The organism is Sphingomonas sp. CFBP 13728 (genome assembly GCF_014841895.1).
GTDB lineage: Bacteria > Pseudomonadota > Alphaproteobacteria > Sphingomonadales > Sphingomonadaceae > Sphingomonas.
The window spans coordinates 473,065-488,981 of record NZ_JACYUS010000002.1; the positions used below are offsets into that span (position 1 = coordinate 473,065).

Annotated in this window: 18 protein-coding genes; 6 read left to right on the plus strand and 12 right to left on the minus strand. The window is 65.7% G+C overall.

Annotated features, from left to right (window positions below; all coding sequences use genetic code 11):
- The first annotated feature begins 27 nt into the window (after window positions 1–27).
- The gene (locus IFT67_RS11015; protein ID WP_192238666.1) at window positions 28–1,188 is read left to right on the plus strand and encodes a phospholipase D-like domain-containing protein; all 1,161 of its coding nucleotides are present in this window, start codon (window positions 28–30) and stop codon (window positions 1,186–1,188) included.
- A gap of 209 nt (window positions 1,189–1,397) precedes the next feature.
- Here IFT67_RS11015 and IFT67_RS11020 read toward each other — a convergent pair whose 3' ends face one another.
- On the minus strand, window positions 1,398–2,012 hold the full coding sequence (locus IFT67_RS11020) for a class I SAM-dependent methyltransferase (protein ID WP_192238347.1): 615 nt from the start codon (window positions 2,010–2,012) through the stop codon (window positions 1,398–1,400).
- A 183-nt stretch (window positions 2,013–2,195) separates the two neighbouring features.
- Here IFT67_RS11020 and IFT67_RS11025 point away from each other — a divergent pair, with 183 nt between their 5' ends.
- A complete protein-coding gene (locus tag IFT67_RS11025; protein ID WP_192238348.1) occupies window positions 2,196–2,519 on the plus strand; it encodes an antibiotic biosynthesis monooxygenase in 324 nt (107 codons plus the stop codon).
- Window positions 2,516–3,838 (plus strand): MFS transporter, encoded by a 1,323-nt coding sequence (locus IFT67_RS11030; RefSeq protein WP_244647323.1) that lies wholly within the window; start codon window positions 2,516–2,518, stop codon window positions 3,836–3,838. Before IFT67_RS11025 ends, IFT67_RS11030 begins: the two co-directional genes overlap by 4 nt.
- A 15-nt stretch (window positions 3,839–3,853) precedes the next feature.
- Here the strand turns inward: IFT67_RS11030 and IFT67_RS11035 are convergent, their stop codons facing one another.
- From IFT67_RS11035 to IFT67_RS11045, 3 genes are all read right to left on the minus strand, one after another.
- Complete coding sequence (locus IFT67_RS11035; protein WP_244647324.1) at window positions 3,854–4,408, minus strand: TetR/AcrR family transcriptional regulator; 555 nt, start codon at window positions 4,406–4,408, stop codon at window positions 3,854–3,856.
- A gap of 35 nt (window positions 4,409–4,443) precedes the next feature.
- Entirely contained in the window at window positions 4,444–4,908 is a 465-nt protein-coding gene (locus IFT67_RS11040) for a nuclear transport factor 2 family protein (RefSeq protein WP_192238349.1), read from the minus strand.
- 127 nt (window positions 4,909–5,035) lie between these two features.
- Window positions 5,036–7,309, minus strand: coding sequence for a CDC48 family AAA ATPase (locus IFT67_RS11045; RefSeq protein WP_192238350.1), 2,274 nt, complete (start codon window positions 7,307–7,309; stop codon window positions 5,036–5,038).
- A 282-nt stretch (window positions 7,310–7,591) separates the two neighbouring features.
- On the opposite strand from IFT67_RS11045, the gene IFT67_RS11050 reads away from it, so the two are divergent.
- Window positions 7,592–8,476: a LysR substrate-binding domain-containing protein gene (locus IFT67_RS11050; protein ID WP_056487937.1), complete on the plus strand. Its 885-nt coding sequence runs from the start codon at window positions 7,592–7,594 to the stop codon at window positions 8,474–8,476.
- Window positions 8,477–8,596: 120 nt separating this feature from the next.
- On the opposite strand, the gene IFT67_RS11055 is transcribed toward IFT67_RS11050, so the two are convergent.
- A complete protein-coding gene (locus IFT67_RS11055; RefSeq protein WP_055882191.1) occupies window positions 8,597–9,055 on the minus strand; it encodes a peptidylprolyl isomerase in 459 nt (152 codons plus the stop codon).
- Window positions 9,056–9,163: 108 nt separating this feature from the next.
- Between IFT67_RS11055 and mgtE the strand changes: the two genes are divergently transcribed.
- Both mgtE and IFT67_RS11065 read left to right on the plus strand, forming a co-directional pair.
- Window positions 9,164–10,573: a magnesium transporter gene (gene mgtE, locus IFT67_RS11060; RefSeq protein WP_192238351.1), complete on the plus strand. Its 1,410-nt coding sequence runs from the start codon at window positions 9,164–9,166 to the stop codon at window positions 10,571–10,573.
- A 43-nt stretch (window positions 10,574–10,616) separates the two neighbouring features.
- The gene (locus IFT67_RS11065; RefSeq protein ID WP_056053914.1) at window positions 10,617–11,021 is read left to right on the plus strand and encodes a DUF1489 family protein; all 405 of its coding nucleotides are present in this window, start codon (window positions 10,617–10,619) and stop codon (window positions 11,019–11,021) included.
- A 77-nt stretch (window positions 11,022–11,098) separates the two neighbouring features.
- On the opposite strand, the gene IFT67_RS11070 is transcribed toward IFT67_RS11065, so the two are convergent.
- From IFT67_RS11070 to fdxA, 7 genes are all read right to left on the minus strand, one after another.
- A complete protein-coding gene (locus IFT67_RS11070; RefSeq protein WP_192238352.1) occupies window positions 11,099–11,818 on the minus strand; it encodes a GIN domain-containing protein in 720 nt (239 codons plus the stop codon).
- A 54-nt stretch (window positions 11,819–11,872) separates the two neighbouring features.
- Window positions 11,873–12,604, minus strand: coding sequence for a head GIN domain-containing protein (locus tag IFT67_RS11075; RefSeq protein WP_192238353.1), 732 nt, complete (start codon window positions 12,602–12,604; stop codon window positions 11,873–11,875).
- Between the two features lie 91 nt (window positions 12,605–12,695).
- A complete protein-coding gene (locus tag IFT67_RS11080) occupies window positions 12,696–13,037 on the minus strand; it encodes a Rap1a/Tai family immunity protein (protein ID WP_206757930.1) in 342 nt (113 codons plus the stop codon).
- Between the two features lie 24 nt (window positions 13,038–13,061).
- Complete coding sequence (locus IFT67_RS11085; RefSeq protein ID WP_244647325.1) at window positions 13,062–13,877, minus strand: hypothetical protein; 816 nt, start codon at window positions 13,875–13,877, stop codon at window positions 13,062–13,064.
- Between the two features lie 39 nt (window positions 13,878–13,916).
- Window positions 13,917–14,228 (minus strand): hypothetical protein, encoded by a 312-nt coding sequence (locus IFT67_RS11090; protein WP_192238355.1) that lies wholly within the window; start codon window positions 14,226–14,228, stop codon window positions 13,917–13,919.
- 371 nt (window positions 14,229–14,599) lie between these two features.
- On the minus strand, window positions 14,600–15,133 hold the full coding sequence (locus tag IFT67_RS11095; RefSeq protein ID WP_056053923.1) for a CarD family transcriptional regulator: 534 nt from the start codon (window positions 15,131–15,133) through the stop codon (window positions 14,600–14,602).
- A gap of 206 nt (window positions 15,134–15,339) precedes the next feature.
- A complete protein-coding gene (gene fdxA / locus IFT67_RS11100) occupies window positions 15,340–15,681 on the minus strand; it encodes a ferredoxin FdxA (RefSeq protein ID WP_031393648.1) in 342 nt (113 codons plus the stop codon).
- Window positions 15,682–15,917 lie beyond the last annotated feature (236 nt).

The following is a 15,917-nucleotide window of genomic DNA, read 5'->3' on the forward strand; positions in this document are numbered from 1 at the left end:
GCGTCCCCCATGTCCATCACGCATGCCATGGACGATCTTGCGGCACAGCCGACTTTCACCGTCGACGGCAACCAGATGACGCTGCTCGACACTGGTCCCCGGCGCCTCGACGCGGTGCTGGCGCTGATCGACGGCGCCGAGCGAACCTTGCGCATACTCTATTACATCTACGCCGACGACGAGTCCGGAAAGCGCGTCAACGCCGCGCTCATTGCCGCTGCCAAGCGCGGGGTCGAGGTTGCGCTGATCGTCGACGGCTTCGGCAGCGACGATGCCCCGCACGCCTTCTTCGAGCCGCTCGAAGCCGCCAACGTTTCGGTCTGCCGGTTCTCCGCCCGGTTCGGACGCCGCTACCTGCTCCGCAACCATCAGAAGCTCGCACTCGCCGACGAAACGCGGATCATCATCGGCGGCTTCAACATCGAGGACGATTATTTCGGCACCGCTGCCGAGCAGGCGTGGCGCGACTTGGGATTACTGGTCGAAGGTCCCGCGGCAGGGCGACTGGCCGGGTATTTCGATGCGCTGAAGGACTGGATCCACGAGCCGAAGGGCAAGCTGCGTCGTCTGAACGCGGCGCTGTCGCACTGGAGCGAGACCCAGGGCCCGACGCGGTGGCTGATCGGCGGGCCGACACGGAAACTGTCGCCCTGGGCACGCGCGGTGCGCGACGACATGCGGCGCGGGCGACGGATCGATATCATCGCCGGATATTTCACGCCTAGTCCCGCGCTGTTGCGTCGGCTCGACAAGGCGGGGCGGCGGCAGGCCGACGTCCGAATCGTGACCGCGAGCAAATCGGACAACAACGCAACGATCGCCGCCGCGCGGTTCACTTATGCCGGCCTGTTGCGAAAGGGCGTGCGGCTGTTCGAATACCAGCCGACCAAGCTGCACACGAAGCTCTACGTAATCGACGACGCGGTCCATATCGGCTCGGCCAACTTCGACATGCGCAGCCTGTTCATCAACCTCGAACTGATGTTGCGGATCGAGGATGCGGCGTTCGCAGCGCATGTCCGGGAGTATATCGACGGCGAAGTGGCCAAGTCGACCGAGGTGACCAAGGAGTTGTACCAGGCGAACACCGGTTGGGTGCAGCGATTGAAACAGCTCGGCGCGTATTTCGTCGTAGCGGTGCTGGACCCGAGCCTGTCGCGTGGGCTGAACTTCGGGATCGACGAGTAGCCTCCCCGTTCGTCCTGAGTAGCCATCGAGTAGGCGCAAAGCACCGTATCGAGACGGCGTATCGAAGGACAAGTTGGCACAAGCTCCACCAGCGCCGAAGGCAAAGCCGCCGTCGGACGGGTTCGGCTAGTTCTAGCCGAACCGCCGGCCGGGCCTAAAGATGCGCGGCGCTTTGCTTGCGCGTCGGCGCGGACGTTGCCGCGCCTGCTTCAGTCCTTCCAACCCCAGTACAACTGCGCCGGCGGTACGTTCCACCACTCCATGTCGTGGTCGATCGACTCGAAATGCGGGGTCAGGAAGTCCTTCACCTTGGGCGAGAACTGATAGACCAAGAACGCGCCGCCGGTGCGCAGGACCGAGTGCGTCGCAGCCGCGATCGCGGGGCCGACGCCGGGGGGAAGCGTCGAGAAGGGCAGCCCCGACAACACGTAGTCCGCCTTCTCGAAGCCGTGGTCGGCGACGATCGTCTCGACCTCGTCCGCCGAGCCGAGCACCGCGAAGAAGCGCGGGTCGGTGATCGTGTGGCGAAGATACTGAATGAACTCTGGGTTCGTATCGATCACCACGAGCTTGGCGTCGGGCGCCATCCGGTCGAGGATCGGGCGGCAGAAGGTGCCGACACCCGGGCCGTATTCGACGAACAGCTTGCAGTTCGCCCAGTCCACCGGACCGAGCATCTTGCGGATCAGCTTGTCCGACGACGGCACGATCGAGCCGACCATGACCGGGTGCTTCAGGAACCCTGAAAAGAACATCTGCCACGGGGACGGCACGCCGGCTGGTCGGCTGCGTGCACGCCGGGTGGCGGTGGTCGAACTGGGCATCGCGTTCCTTACGATCAGGGGTCTCGCAAACGATGGCGAGGCTTTGGCCCTCCCGTCGCACGAATTCCGAACGCGTTTCAAGGGCCGCGGGTTGCATCGGGCGACGAACCGAAGCGGAAGTCGTGTTGCGCCAAGTGGTTCCGGCGACTTTGCCAAGTGTAAGGCTTCCCCTAAGCATCCGCCATGCAGAATGATCGGACTGGACAGATCGCCGTCATTTTCGTGTCGATCCGTAACGACACGGACGCCGCCGGCTATGACGAGGCCGCCGCGGCGATGGGTGCGCTGGCCGCGGCGCAGCCCGGCTATCGCGGCGTCGACAGCGCGCGCGAGGCAGGCGGCATGGGAATTACCGTGAGCTATTGGGCGGACGACGCCGCGGCGATCGCATGGCGCGACCAACCCGAGCACACCGCGATTCGCGAACGCGGGCGGGCACTCTGGTACGACAGTTATTCGGTCAACGTCGCGCGGATCGAGCGTGCCTATCATTGGACACGGCCATGACCGGCCCGATGATCGGCGCATCGACGGACGGCCCGAAGATCGACCGCCGCTTCGCGCTGATGTTCCTCGTGATGCTGACGATCGCCGCGGGAAATACCGCACTGCAATCGGTGCTGCCCGCGCTGGGGCGGTCGCTTGGAGTCGCCGACAGCGCGGTGGCAGCGGCGTTCTCAGTGTCGGCGTTGCTGTGGGTGATCGCCGCGCCGTTCTGGGCGAACCGGTCGGACAAGCATGGCCGGCGCGCGATGATCCTGCTCGGCGTCGGCGGGTTCAGCGTCTCGCTCACGCTGTGCGGCGTGTTCCTGCTCGCGGGGATCAACGCGTGGATCGGCGGCACGACCGCGTTCCTGTGCTTTATCGGCGGGCGGCTGATCTACGGCACGTTCGGCGCCGCCGCACCGCCCGCGGTGCAGGCGCTCGTGGCTGGCGAGACGACGCGCGAGGAACGGACCAAGGCGCTGACATTGCTCGCCTCCGCGTTCGGGCTCGGCACCATCCTGGGGCCGGCGATTGCGCCGTACCTGATCCTCGGGTCGATCGGCGGAGTCGAGATCGGCTTGGCGGGCCCCGCGTTCCTGTTCGCGGTGTTCGGCGTGGCGGTGTGGATCACGGTGCGGCGGATGCTGCCCGACGACAAGATCGTCGCGCCGCACGAGACGCACGGCGCGAGTTCGGCCTACCCGTCGATCGGCGGCGCCCCCACCGGCGCCTCGGTCGCCGCCGCGACCGGATCGCATATCGAGCATGTCGGCTATACCGATCCCCGCATCCGCGCGTGGATGATCGCCGGGCTGGTGATGGGCCACGCGCAGGCGATGACGGGCCAAGCGATCGGCTTCCTCGTGATCGACCGCCTCCACCTCGCGCCCGCGCTCGCGCTCGAGCCGACCGGCATCGTCCTGATGATGGGCGCAGGCGCTGCGTTGCTCGCGCAATGGGGCATCATCCCGCGCTTGAACATGACTCCGCGGCAACTCGTGCTGACCGGTCTCGTGCTCGCGGCGGCCGGCACCGCGCTGACCGGAATTGCGACGTCGCTCTACACGATCGCCACGGCCTACGCGCTGGCGAGCCTTGGCTTCGGCTTCACGCGGCCGGGGTTCACGGCGGGCTCTTCGCTCGCGGTCGGTGCAAGCGCGCAAGGCTCGGTCGCGGGCAAGGTGACGTCGATCAACGGCGCGAGCTTCGTACTGGGGCCCTCGATCGGGGTCGGCCTGTACGAAGCCCAGCACTCGCTGCCCTATCTAGTTGCGGGCGCGGCCTGCGTCGTGATGATCGCCTATGCTTGGGTTTCGCTGCGTGATGCGAAAGACGTTTAAGCTGGGTCAGGCCGGTTACGCATCGGACCTGCCGTGACATGCCACTGCGTCGAGCAAAACCCCCTCTGACCGACGGACGATCCGCACGAATGCGGCGTCCTCATCCAACGCGCGCGCCAGGACGATCCCGCCCTGAATCCCTGCAACCGTGTCTTCGGCGAGGCGCAGGGCCAGCGATGACGGAAGAGCGCTCGCTTCGAGGCAGTGCGCCAAGGCCGATATCCAGCGCGCGAAATACCCGCTGATCCGGACTGCGAAAACATCGCCCGAGGCGCCCAGACCGAGCCAGCCAACGAGGCAGACCCTCCCCCCGGACTGGAAATACACCGTCACATCCTCGATCATGGCGGTGATCGCCGATGCTGGGTCGGTTGCCTGCTCCAACGGCACGAAGATCGTCGTAACGAACCAATCGTCTATCTCGGCGAGGACGGCGTCCATCATCTCCGCCTTCCCGCCGGGAAAGAAATTGTAGAGGCTGCCCTTGCCGAGCCCGGTCGCCTTCGAGAGCGTCGACAGGCTGGCGCCCTCGAAGCCATGTTCGCGAAACACCTCGGCCAGTGCCGGCAAGGCGTCGGCGCGATTGGTCAGGACGCGCTTCGCGGTCAGAGGCCGAGATCGCTCAGCGAAGGATGGTCGTCGGGGCGACGGCCGAGCGGCCAATGGAACTTGCGGTCGCCGTCCGCGATCGCGCAGTCGTTGATCGAGGCGATGCGGCGCGCCATCAGCCCGGCGTCGTCGAACTCCCAATTCTCGTTGCCATAGGACCGGAACCAGTCGCCGGCGTCGTTGCGCCATTCATAGGCGAACCGCACCGCGATCCTGTTGCCGTCATGCGCCCAGACTTCCTTGATGAGGCGATAGTCGAGTTCCGCCGCCCATTTGCGCGTCAGGAAAGCGACGATCGCCTCGCGACCGGTCAGGAATTCGGCCCGGTTCCGCCAGACGCTGTCGTGCGTGTAGGCCAGCGACACCTTGTCCGGATCGCGACTGTTCCACGCGTCCTCCGCCATGCGCGCCTTCTGCGCGGCGGTCTCATGCGTGAATGGAGGCAGTGGCGGTCGGGACATGGCGGCACCTATCGATCAACTTGTACCGAATGGTACAACATGACCATGCTGCGTGCAACGATGATCCCGGTGACAAGCTCGCTACGCCCATCTTCCCACCCGGCGTGAACCGGGTGGGAAGCGAGGATCAATCGTCCGCCTTGTTGGGGAACGCGAAGCCCAGGGGCTGAATGGCCGTCGCGTCCTGCTTCAAGCGGGCGGCCATCTGTTCGTATTCCCGCTCCGTCTCTGGCGTCACGCTGGCGCGCGACTCCTTCAGCGCGCCTTCGAAGTCGGCCATCGTCACGTCGGTCGAGTCGATGGAGCGGCGTAACGCCACCAGGCCGGCGCGGCGGACGACGTCCTCGAGATCTGCACCCGAGAAACGGTCGGTGCGGTCTGCGAGGCGATCGAGGTCGACGTCGGACGCCAGCGGCATCTTCTCGGTCTGGATGCCGAGAATGCGACGACGGCCGGCCTTGTCGGGGACGCCGACATAGACGAGTTCGTCGAACCGGCCCGGGCGGAGCAACGCCGGGTCGATCAGGTTCGGACGGTTGGTCGCGCCGATCACGACGACCGACTGCAACTCTTCCAGCCCATCCATCTCGGCAAGGATCGTGTTGACGACACGCTCGGTCACCTGCGGCTCGCCCGCGCCGCTGCCACGCGCGGGCACGAGCGAGTCGAGTTCGTCGATAAAGATCACGCACGGCGCGACTTGGCGTGCGCGCTGGAACAGGCGGGCGATCTGCTGTTCGCTTTCGCCGTACCATTTGCTGAGCAGGTCGGACGATTTGGTGGCGATGAAGTTCGCCTCCGCCTCGCGCGCGACCGCCTTTGCCAGCAGCGTCTTGCCGGTGCCGGGGGGGCCGTAGAGCAGGAAGCCCTTGGCCGGCCGTATGCCGAGACGGCGGAACGCGTCGGGGTTCTTGAGCGGGAGTTCGACGCCCTCCTTCAGCCGCATCTGCGCATCGTCGAGACCGCCGACATCGGCCCATCGCACGGTCGGCGCCTGCACCATGACTTCGCGCATCGCCGATGGCTGGACGCGCTTGAGCGCCCCAAGGAAATCCTCCCGCGTGACCGACAATTCGTCGAGCACTTCGGGCGGGATCGTCCGCTCCTCAAGGTTGAGCTTGGGCATGATCCGGCGAACCGCCTCGATCGCCGCCTCACGGGTCAGCGCGGCGAGATCGGCGCCCACAAAGCCGTAGGTGGTGCGCGACAGTTCATCGAGATCGACACGGTCGCCAAGCGGCATGCCACGCGTGTGGATGCCAAGAATCTCGCGACGGCCGCGCTCGTCCGGCACGCCGACGACGATCTCGCGGTCGAAGCGGCCCGGCCGACGGAGCGCTTCGTCGATCGCCTCGGGCCGATTGGTCGCCGCGATAACGACGAGGTTCGCTCGCGATTCAAGGCCGTCCATCAACGTCAGCAACTGCGCGACGAGACGCTTTTCCGCTTCGCCCGACACTTGGCCACGCTTCGGCGCGATCGAATCGATCTCGTCGATGAACACGATCGACGGTGCTGCCTTCGCGGCTTCCTCGAACACTTCGCGGAGGCGTGACTCGGACTCGCCGTACGCCGAGCCCATGATCTCGGGGCCGTTGATCAGGAAGAACTGCGCGTCGGATTCGTTGGCGACGGCGCGCGCGAGACGCGTCTTGCCGGTGCCGGGAGGGCCATGCAGCAACACGCCCTTGGGTGGATCGACGCCGAGCCGCTGAAAGAGTTCGGGGTAGCGGAGCGGCAGTTCGACCATCTCGCGCAGCTGGTCGATCGTCTGCGCCATGCCGCCGATGTCGTCATAGGTGACGTCGGCGCGCCGTGCGGCCTGTGGCTCCTCGTATTCGGAGCGGAGTTCGATCTCGGTATTTTCGTCGATGTGCACCACGCCCTTGGGGCTGGCGGCGATCACCGCGAGGCGGATCTCCTGGAGCGCATAGGCCGGCGCGTTCATGAACTGCTGGACGTTGGGCGGCATGTTGCCGACGCGCTGATGCCCCGCGGTCGCGACGATATCGCCCTGGCAGATCGGCCGGCCGAGGAAGGTGCGCTTGAGTGCGTTGGTCGAACCCTGGAGGCGGAGGTTCTGCTGGGCTGGCGCGAACACGACGCGAGTTGCGGGCTTCGATTCGGCCTTTCGCACCTCGACGAAATCGCCAGAGCCGACGCCGGCATTGGCACGCTGGAGACCGTCGATGCGAAGGATGTCGAGACCTTCGTCTTCCGGATACGGACCGACGGCGCGCGCGGGCGTGTTCTGCTTGCCGAGAATCTCGATCACGTCGCCTTCGCCGATGCCGAGCGTCGCCATCAACGCGCGCGGCAAATGTGCCAGGCCGCGGCCGCTGTCTTCGGGACGCGCATTAGCGACCTGGATTTTTCGCGTGGGGATTTCGCTATCGGGCATCTCGACTCCTTCGAACTCGAAGGATCAAATGGGGGGTGCACCACGCGGTTTCGAGGACTGGCCCCGTTCGCGCTTCCGAAAAACGCACAAAAAAAGGGCCGGCCAATGAAGGCCAGCCCGTGAAAGTTTTTAGGAGAGGATGCCTGAAAGGCGAGGTCTTTTTGCGGCGAGACGGTTCGTGTTGCAAGTGCGAAGGGATCAGCTACGATTGCGCTAACTGCAATCGCATGCATGAATGCGTCCAGCGGTCATTGTCACACTTGTCGAGTCGAAAGAGGAATCATGCGCAGGCTGCCGCCATTGGGGGCTATCGAGGCGTTCGTGCAGGTCGCGCGGCTGGGGTCGATCAAGGCCGCCGCTGAGGACCTGGCGCTGTCCGCGCCTGCGCTCAGCCGGCGCGTGCAGAGCCTGGAGCGGTTCATCGCCAAGCCGCTGTTCGCGCGGCGGCATCAGGCGATGGTGCTGAATGCGGATGGTGAGCGGCTGCTCGCGCAGATCGCACCGGTGCTCGACTCACTGTCGGACGCGGTCGAATCGCTGACCAGCACGACCGAGGTGCTGCGGCTGCGTCTCGGGATACTGCCGCTCTATGCCTCACAGAAACTGTTTCCACGTCTGGGCGAGCTTAGGACGTCGCACCCGGAGCTGCATCTCGATATCGACACTGCGGCGCATCTGGTGTCGCGGCTTGGCGATGGACTGGACGCGGTGATCGCGCTCTCGCGCGAGATCGACCCGGCGTTCTACGCGCGGCGGCTCGATCGGAATTCGGTCTATGTGATCGGGGCAAGGAGCCTGCTGGAGCGCGCGGACCCTGTCACGCGGCCAGAACAGCTCTCGACACTGACGGCGCTGGTACACCGCGACATGACGGATACGTTCACCGCGTGGCGAACGGCAGCGGGGTTAGACGATATCGAGCCGCTGGCGATCGATCATTTCGATTCGGGGGCGCTGATGCTGGAGGCGGCCGCACAGGGGCTCGGCGTCGCATTCATGCATGCGAGCCACTTCGAGGATGCGAACGATCCGCGACTGGTTCGGCTGTTCGATATCGAGGTGGAGAGCCCGTACAGCTACTGGTTCGTCTGCCGCCCACGGGCGTTGCAGACCAAGCCGGTGAAGCTGTTCCATGACTGGCTGATACGGACGGTGGCGGAGGTGTGACCGCTACTCCCCTCCCGCTTGCGGGAGGGGTCGGGGGAGGGTCGTGCCTCACTAACCGGACGCCAGTCCGTACGTCGCGCCCTCCCCTAGCCCCTCCCGCGGGCGGGAGGGGAATCCAGCTTACGCCGCGCGAGCCTTGACGATCTTGCCCGGCGTGCGCGGGGGCTCGCCCTTGGGCAGCGCATCGATCAGGTCCATGCCGTCGGTGACTTCGCCCCAGACGGTGTACTGCTTGTCGAGGAAGCGGGCGTCGTCGAACACGATGAAGAACTGCGAGTTCGCCGTGTCGGGCTGGTTGGTGCGCGCCATCGAGCAGACGCCGCGGACATGCGGCTCGGCCGAGAATTCCGCCTTGAGGTTCGGCTTGGTCGACCCGCCGGTGCCGTCGCCGCGACCACCGTCACCGCCCTGCGCCATGAAGCCCGGGATCACGCGGTGGAAAGGTACGCCGTCGTAGAAGCCTTCGTTCGCCAGCTCGGCAATGCGCTCGACATGCTTCGGGGCCAGATCGGGGCGGAACTTGATCGTGACGTCGCCGCCATCGAGGGTCAGCGTCAGCGTTTCGGGGGTGTCAGCCATTCATGTTCTCCTGAATTGATGCGCGGCAGATAGGGAGCCGCACTCCGACTGGCAAATGCACGCGCGCCGCGTTAGGGCCCAAACGCGCATCTTTTAAGGGAGGCAGCCATGAGCGAACTCGAGCTTCCCGAGGTCGAAACCGACACCCAGCCCGAAAACCAGCTCGATCGCGACGACCATCTGCGTCCCGAATTCGTGCGGGCGGTGCTCGATGCGGTCGAGGACGGCGACGACGAGGGCGCGCGCGCGCTGGTCGAGCCGTTGCACCCGGCCGACATCGCCGATCTGTTCGAGCTGACCCCGCAGGAAGATCGCGCGGCGCTGGCGCGTGCGGTCACCGACCTGCTCGGCGGCGACGTGTTCGCCGAGATGAACGATTACGTCCGCGAGGATCTGATCGATGCGCTCGAGCCGCACCAGGTCGCCGATCTCGCGTCCGAACTCGATACCGACGATGCGGTCGCGATCATCGAGGACATGGACCAGGACGAGCAGCGCGCGGTGCTGCGCGCGCTCGACCCGGACGATCGCGCGGCGATCGAGGAGGCGCTGAGTTACGCCGAAGAATCCGCCGGTCGCCTGATGCAGCGCGAGCTGATCGCGGTGCCCGAGCATTGGACCGTCGGCGATGCGATCGACTATCTGCGCGGGCACGAGGAGCTGACGACCGATTTCTGGGAGATCTTCGTCGTCGATCCCGCGCACAAGCCGATCGGCACGTGCCAGCTGTCGTGGATGCTGCGCACCCCGCGCGGGATCGCGATCGCCGACGTGATGAAGCGCGAGCAGACGCTGATCCCGGTCGACATGGACCAGGAGGAGGTCGCGCTGCGCTTCCAGAAATACGCGCTGATTTCCGCCGCGGTGGTCGATCATGGCGGCCGGCTGGTCGGCATGATCACGGTCGACGACATCGTCCACATCATTTCGGAAGAGGCGGGCGAGGATACGCTGCGTCTGGCAGGCGCGGGCGACGGCGACATCAACGAGCCGATCCGGCTGACGGTGCGGACGCGCTTCACGTGGCTGGTGGTCAATCTCGGCACCGCGATGGTCGCATCGTCGGTCGTCGGGCTGTTCCAGGGGACGATCGCGAGCTTCGCGCTGCTCGCGGTGCTGATGCCGATCGTCTCGGGGATGGGTGGCAACGCCGGCACGCAGACGCTGGCGGTGGTGGTGCGTGCGCTCGCGACCAACCAGCTGACGAGTTCGAATACGCGGCGGATGATCGGCCGCGAGTTCCGCATCGCGGCGGCGAACGGCGTGATGCTGGGCGCGCTGATCGGGCTCGGGACGTACGTGATCTTCCGCAACACCGATCTCTCGATCGTGATCGCGGCGGCGATGCTGACCAACAACCTGACCGCGGGGCTTGCAGGCGTGCTGGTGCCGGTGACGCTCGACAAGTTCCGGATCGATCCGGCGGTGTCGTCCGCGGTGTTCGTGACGACGATGACCGACACGATGGGGTTCTTTTCGTTCCTCGGGCTGGCGGCATTGTGGGGCCTGCACGGTTGATCGGCCGGTTGACTGGGGCGGTTTAAGGCCCATTTCCAACGCCATGCCGCTCCACCTCACCAAAGTCGCGTTCGGCGCGGAAAGCGTCGACCACCTCGCCGAGCGGCTCCGGCTGCGTGGCGAAGAGGGGCCGGTGTTCCTGACGACGCGCTATCTGCCCAAGCGGCATGAGGAGGTCGCGGGTCAGGGTTCGATGTTCTGGATCCTCAAGCACCAACTGATCGCCCGCTCGCCGATCCTCGGGTTCGGTGAGGCGGAAGAGGGGCGCGTTGCGATCCACATCGATCCGAAGCTGGTCCTCGTGCAGGCCCGGCCCAAGCGCGCGCATCAGGGCTGGCGGTATCTGGAAGGCGCGGACGCCCCGCTCGATCTGGGGGGCGATGCGACCGGCTTGGACGTGATGCCGCCGGCGTTGATGACGAAGCTGGCGGAGTTGGCGCTGATCTAACATGAGTGTCCGAGCCCGCTTCCCGAAGCACTTGCGGGGCGGGTATCTCGGACCGACCTCGCCCGACTCGAATACCCTTACGGCTCCCCGCTCCCGCCCGGTTTCCCGCACACTACCGGACCACCTGCCGCCGAATCGACACGGCATTTTGCAGGTCCGGTTACCGTCACGCTTCCCAGGCCCGCATTCGTGACCTGCGCGGTGTAGCGCGCCGCGGCCTTGGTCTCCCCTACCCCGTCGAGGTGCACGGTCAGATCGTTGACCGCCAAGCCCGACGCATCGATCGCCCCTGGGCCACTCGTCACCAGTCGCGCCCTAGCCGCGCGGCCTGCAAGCGTCATCTGGCCGGTGCCGATCACCGTCGCGTTCAACTGATCGGTGTCGGCCGCGGCCAAGGCCAGGCTCCCGTTGCCGCTGACCGTCACGTCGACGCGCATCCCGCGCATCCTCGCGATCGTCAGTCGCCCGCCCGCCGCGACACTCGCGGACGTGAGCCCGGGGGTCGAGAGCGTGACGACGATCGGACCGCTCGCGCCGCCGCCGCGCGGTTGCTCGCCCCAGCCGCCGGCGCCCTTGCGAACGGAGAGCGTGGTGCCATCTACGCGGACCGTGACCCCGTCGTCGCTGCGCGACCCCGTGATCGTCGCGCGCGGCGAGCCGATCGTGACGCGGACCTCGAACGGTCCTTCGACGCGGACCCGGTCGAAGCTGCCGACCGAAACGGTCCGGCCGGGAACGGGCGCCTGCGCGAGTACGGGCGACGAGAGGAGCAGCAACGGTGCGAGCAGGAATCTCATGCTCACGATCGTCGCCACTTCCGTGTCGTCACGCAAGCGGGATGGCGTGGCGGATCAGCCGCCGCAGCGGACACGCCCCGAGCCCATCTTCGACGTCGTGCAGCGCGAGTTCGGGCCGAGATCGACATCGCCCGATCCCATCATGTCGACCGTGGCCGCGCCGTTGACGACCGCACGGACGCTGCCCGACCCCGCCATCTCGATCTTCGCCGACTGCGCGCGCAGCTTCGTGCCGTCGAGGTCGCCCGAACCGGCGATCTCGACCTTCAGATCACGCGCGGAACCGCTCGCTCGCGCGGTGCCGGAGCCTGCGATCGAGAATTTCGCATCGTCGACCTGGATCGTGCCGACATAGAGATTGCCGGAGCCTGCGATCCCGCCCGCGAACCCGCCGCCCTCGATGCGATCGATCGCCATGTTGCCTGATCCGGAGACGTTGGCCTCGGTCAGCCGTGGCAACGTGACGAACACCTTGACCTTGGCGCCCTTGTTCCAGCCGAAGCTCGTCCCGGTCTTGCGCCCGATGTTGAGCGTGTCGCCGTCGCGATCGATCCGCAGCCGGTCGAGCTGCTCGCTCGGCCCTTCCGCGCGGATCGAGAAACCGGTGCCGACGCGGACATCGACGTCGTCCGATCCGCGCAGGTCGATGCCGTTAAAACCGGCAACCTGATATGTGCGGGTCGTCCCCGAGCCAGAGGCCGCTGCGGCCGAACCCTCGTCGTCACTGTTCCAGCTGAACGAGCAGGCCGCGAGAGGAATGATCAGTCCAAGCGCAAGAAAGTTCATCGCATCCTCCTGTGTGTTGCGCGAACAATACACCTGATGCGGAACGCCGCAAGGCTAATTCATGCGAGGCCGCTCGTCGGGGCCAGACATGCTAGCCGCGCTTGCACGGGTAGGCGTCGCGCAGCGCATCGCGCACGACGAAAGATGGCGCGCCGGTCCCCGTCTTCTTGGCACGCGCGTGCAGATACTTTCGGACGGCTGCAGCCACCTTGACGTTCGAGGCGCGGGCCGGGAGCGGGCAGATGTCGCCCGACAGCGAGAGGGCGTCGAATTCGCCGAGAATGTAGCCGGTGCAGAAATTGGCGGAAGGATCGCTATCCTTGCCTTCGCAGAATTCCAGGAGCTGCTGGGTCGTGAGCGAACTCACAACCACTGGTCGATCGGGCGCTCGATCGGCCGGAGCGAGAGTGGCAAGCATCAGCAAGATCATCATAGTCCCTTCGCACAGGCCGGCTTTTCAGCCGGTAGCAGCGCTTACATAGGGCAGCAGGCGCACGCGCGGGAATACGTCGTCGAGCGATTTGGTGTCGGGCAGGATATAGACCACCCCGCCCTTCTTCTGGAACTGCGGGCTGAGCTTGCCGGTGTAGAATTTGGTGCCAACGTTGATGCAGCCGAAGCTGATGCGGTTGTCGTCGGGCGTCGGCGACAGCAGCCGCTCGACGCGGTGCTCGCTCTTGTGCGTGGTGATCACCGCATGCAGCGCGACCGAATTGGCGTAATCCACCCAGATGACGCGCTGGCGACCAAAGGCGCGCCCGAATTTGCTGACGAACCGACCGGCCGGCGTGGTGCGCTCGGCGGGACCGATATCGGCAAGATTCTTTGCGCCGACCCCTGGCGACGAGTCATCGCCGATGCCGACGCCGAGCAGCACGGGCGTCTGGCCGAGAAACTCGCCCTTCGCGCTGAACAGCAGCAGCGACGCGGCCTGCTTGTCGATCACGACATAGGGCAGGCCCTTATTGTCGTGTTCGGCCGTGATCCACGCGAGCATGCGGCTCGCCGGTTCGGACTGCGGGGGGAGCACCAACGGCGCCACCACCGCGGTCTTGGCCTTGGTCCGCGAACGCGCTGGAGCCTTGGCCTTGCGCGCCTTGGCCGCACCCGGCGTAGCCTTCGCCGGAGCGGCCTTCGTCGGAGCCGCCGACGCTGGGGCAACCAGCGCCAGCGTCAGCGCGGCGACCGCGCCCGTACGGCAAACGCGGCGGAACAGCCCCGTGGACCAGATGCCGGGGATCAAGATGCCCGGGATCAAGATGGGCGTGTCCAACAGGGCCGTCCGTCGATGCAAGCGCGTGCGAAGATCGGTTTAGCCGCGCGGCTTGCGCTGGCGCTGCTTCGCCTGCTGCTGGACCTGCTGGTCGATACCGTCGACGCGGCCGGTCAGCTGATCGATGCGCTGGCCGTTCTGCTGCGACTGGCCGGCAGCGGCCTGAGCCTGGGCGAGTGCCTGGCCGGACGTACCCTCGACCGTGCGCAACTGCCCATCGAGGCCATCGATGCGCGTGTTGACCACGGCGATCTGCTCGCGGACGAAGCCCTTCGTGGCGCAGCCGCTAAGGCCGATACCGGCGATGAGGATCAGGGCAACCGTCGGGTATTTCGGGAGATTCGTACGCATAGACTTAACCTTTCCAAACATGGATGGCGTCAGTCAGCGGAGAGACGGCCGAATAACAATCGATATCCGGCGAGACGTTCGCTCCGTGCGGCGAGAGTAGTTCGCGCCGGCATCTACGACTGAATTTCGGGCGTAACGATACTGCCGGTCGTTTTCTTGACCTGTAGCAAGGTTACGTTCAGAAAAGCGCCGTGAACCAGTATTACCTCGCACTATACTTGCGCGTATCCGGCAAAGGACGAGATAGTAGGCGAGAAGCCCTCGGATCGCCCTGCAATTCTCCCCCGCTATCAGGGAGGGGACTGCCGATCCCCAAAACGAAAAAGGCGGCCCCGCAGGACCGCCCCTTCGTCGCATCAAGGAACCAAGCGTTACGCCGGCACCTTGTCCTTGTTGTAGATAGCCGCGGCGGCGCGGAGGATGTCGAGGATCTTCTCCTGCGCCTTGGGCTCGTCGAGCTCTTCCATCGCCGCCAGTTCGCGCGCGAGGCGGCTGGTCGCGCCTTCGAAGATCTGGCGCTCGGAATAGCTCTGCTCGGGCTGGTCGTCGGCACGGAACAGATCGCGGACCACTTCGGCGATCGACACGAGGTCGCCCGAGTTGATCTTCGCTTCATATTCCTGCGCACGGCGCGACCACATGGTGCGCTTGACCTTGGGCTTGCCCTTGAGCGTATCCATCGCCTCGCGCATCGTCTTGTCGGACGACAGCTTGCGCATGCCGACGCTTTCGGCCTTGTTGGTCGGCACGCGGAGCGTCATGCGCTCCTTCTCGAACCGGAGGACGTAGAGTTCCAGTGTCATGCCGGCGATTTCCGAGCGCTGGAGCTCGATCACACGGCCGACCCCGTGCTTGGGATAAACGACGAAATCACCGACATCGAAGGACAGTGCCTTGGCAGCCATTTGGGGCCTTTCCGGATCAGGCCTCACCGCGACGCCTCGACGAAGGACTCGTCGCTGCTGCATCGGGGGAGGGATAGGTCTAACTCACGCCAGGCGCACGACTTCCGTCGTCACGCCCGTCACAGACGTGAGTAGCAGCTTTGCAACAAAATTACCAGCCGCACGTACGCCGCACATGGCAGGCGGCTTGACCTAACTGCGATCAATCAGTCGCCAGCGCCCGGCTCCGGCGAGAAATACTTGTCGAACTTGCCCTCGACGCCCTTCATCGCGTCGGCATCCGGCGGCGTCTGGTTGTCGTTGCGCGTGACGTTGGGCCATTGCGCCGAGAAGGTCGTGTTCAGCTCGAGCCACTGCTCCAGCCCGCTCTCGGTGTCGGGCAGAATCGCCTCGGCGGGGCATTCGGGCTCGCACACACCGCAGTCGATGCACTCGCTGGGATTGATCACCAGCATGTTCTCGCCCTCGTAGAAGCAGTCGACCGGGCACACTTCCACGCAGTCCATGTACTTGCAGCGGATGCAGGCATCGGTGACGACGTAGGTCATTGCAGAACTCCTGGGCCGGATTCCTTTCCGGCGACGAACGCGCCAGCGACTATGCGCGCCTGCCCCTCGCGTCAATCATAGCAAGCCTTCTGCGAGACGTTATCAGGCTTTGTCGCTTCGATCCCACACTGTTCAAGCCCTCCTCCGTCATCCTGACGAAAGTCAGGACCCAGGATACCAAGGACAGCGTCTCGTGGCTCTGGGTCCTGACTTTCGTCAGGATGACGGCGATCGCT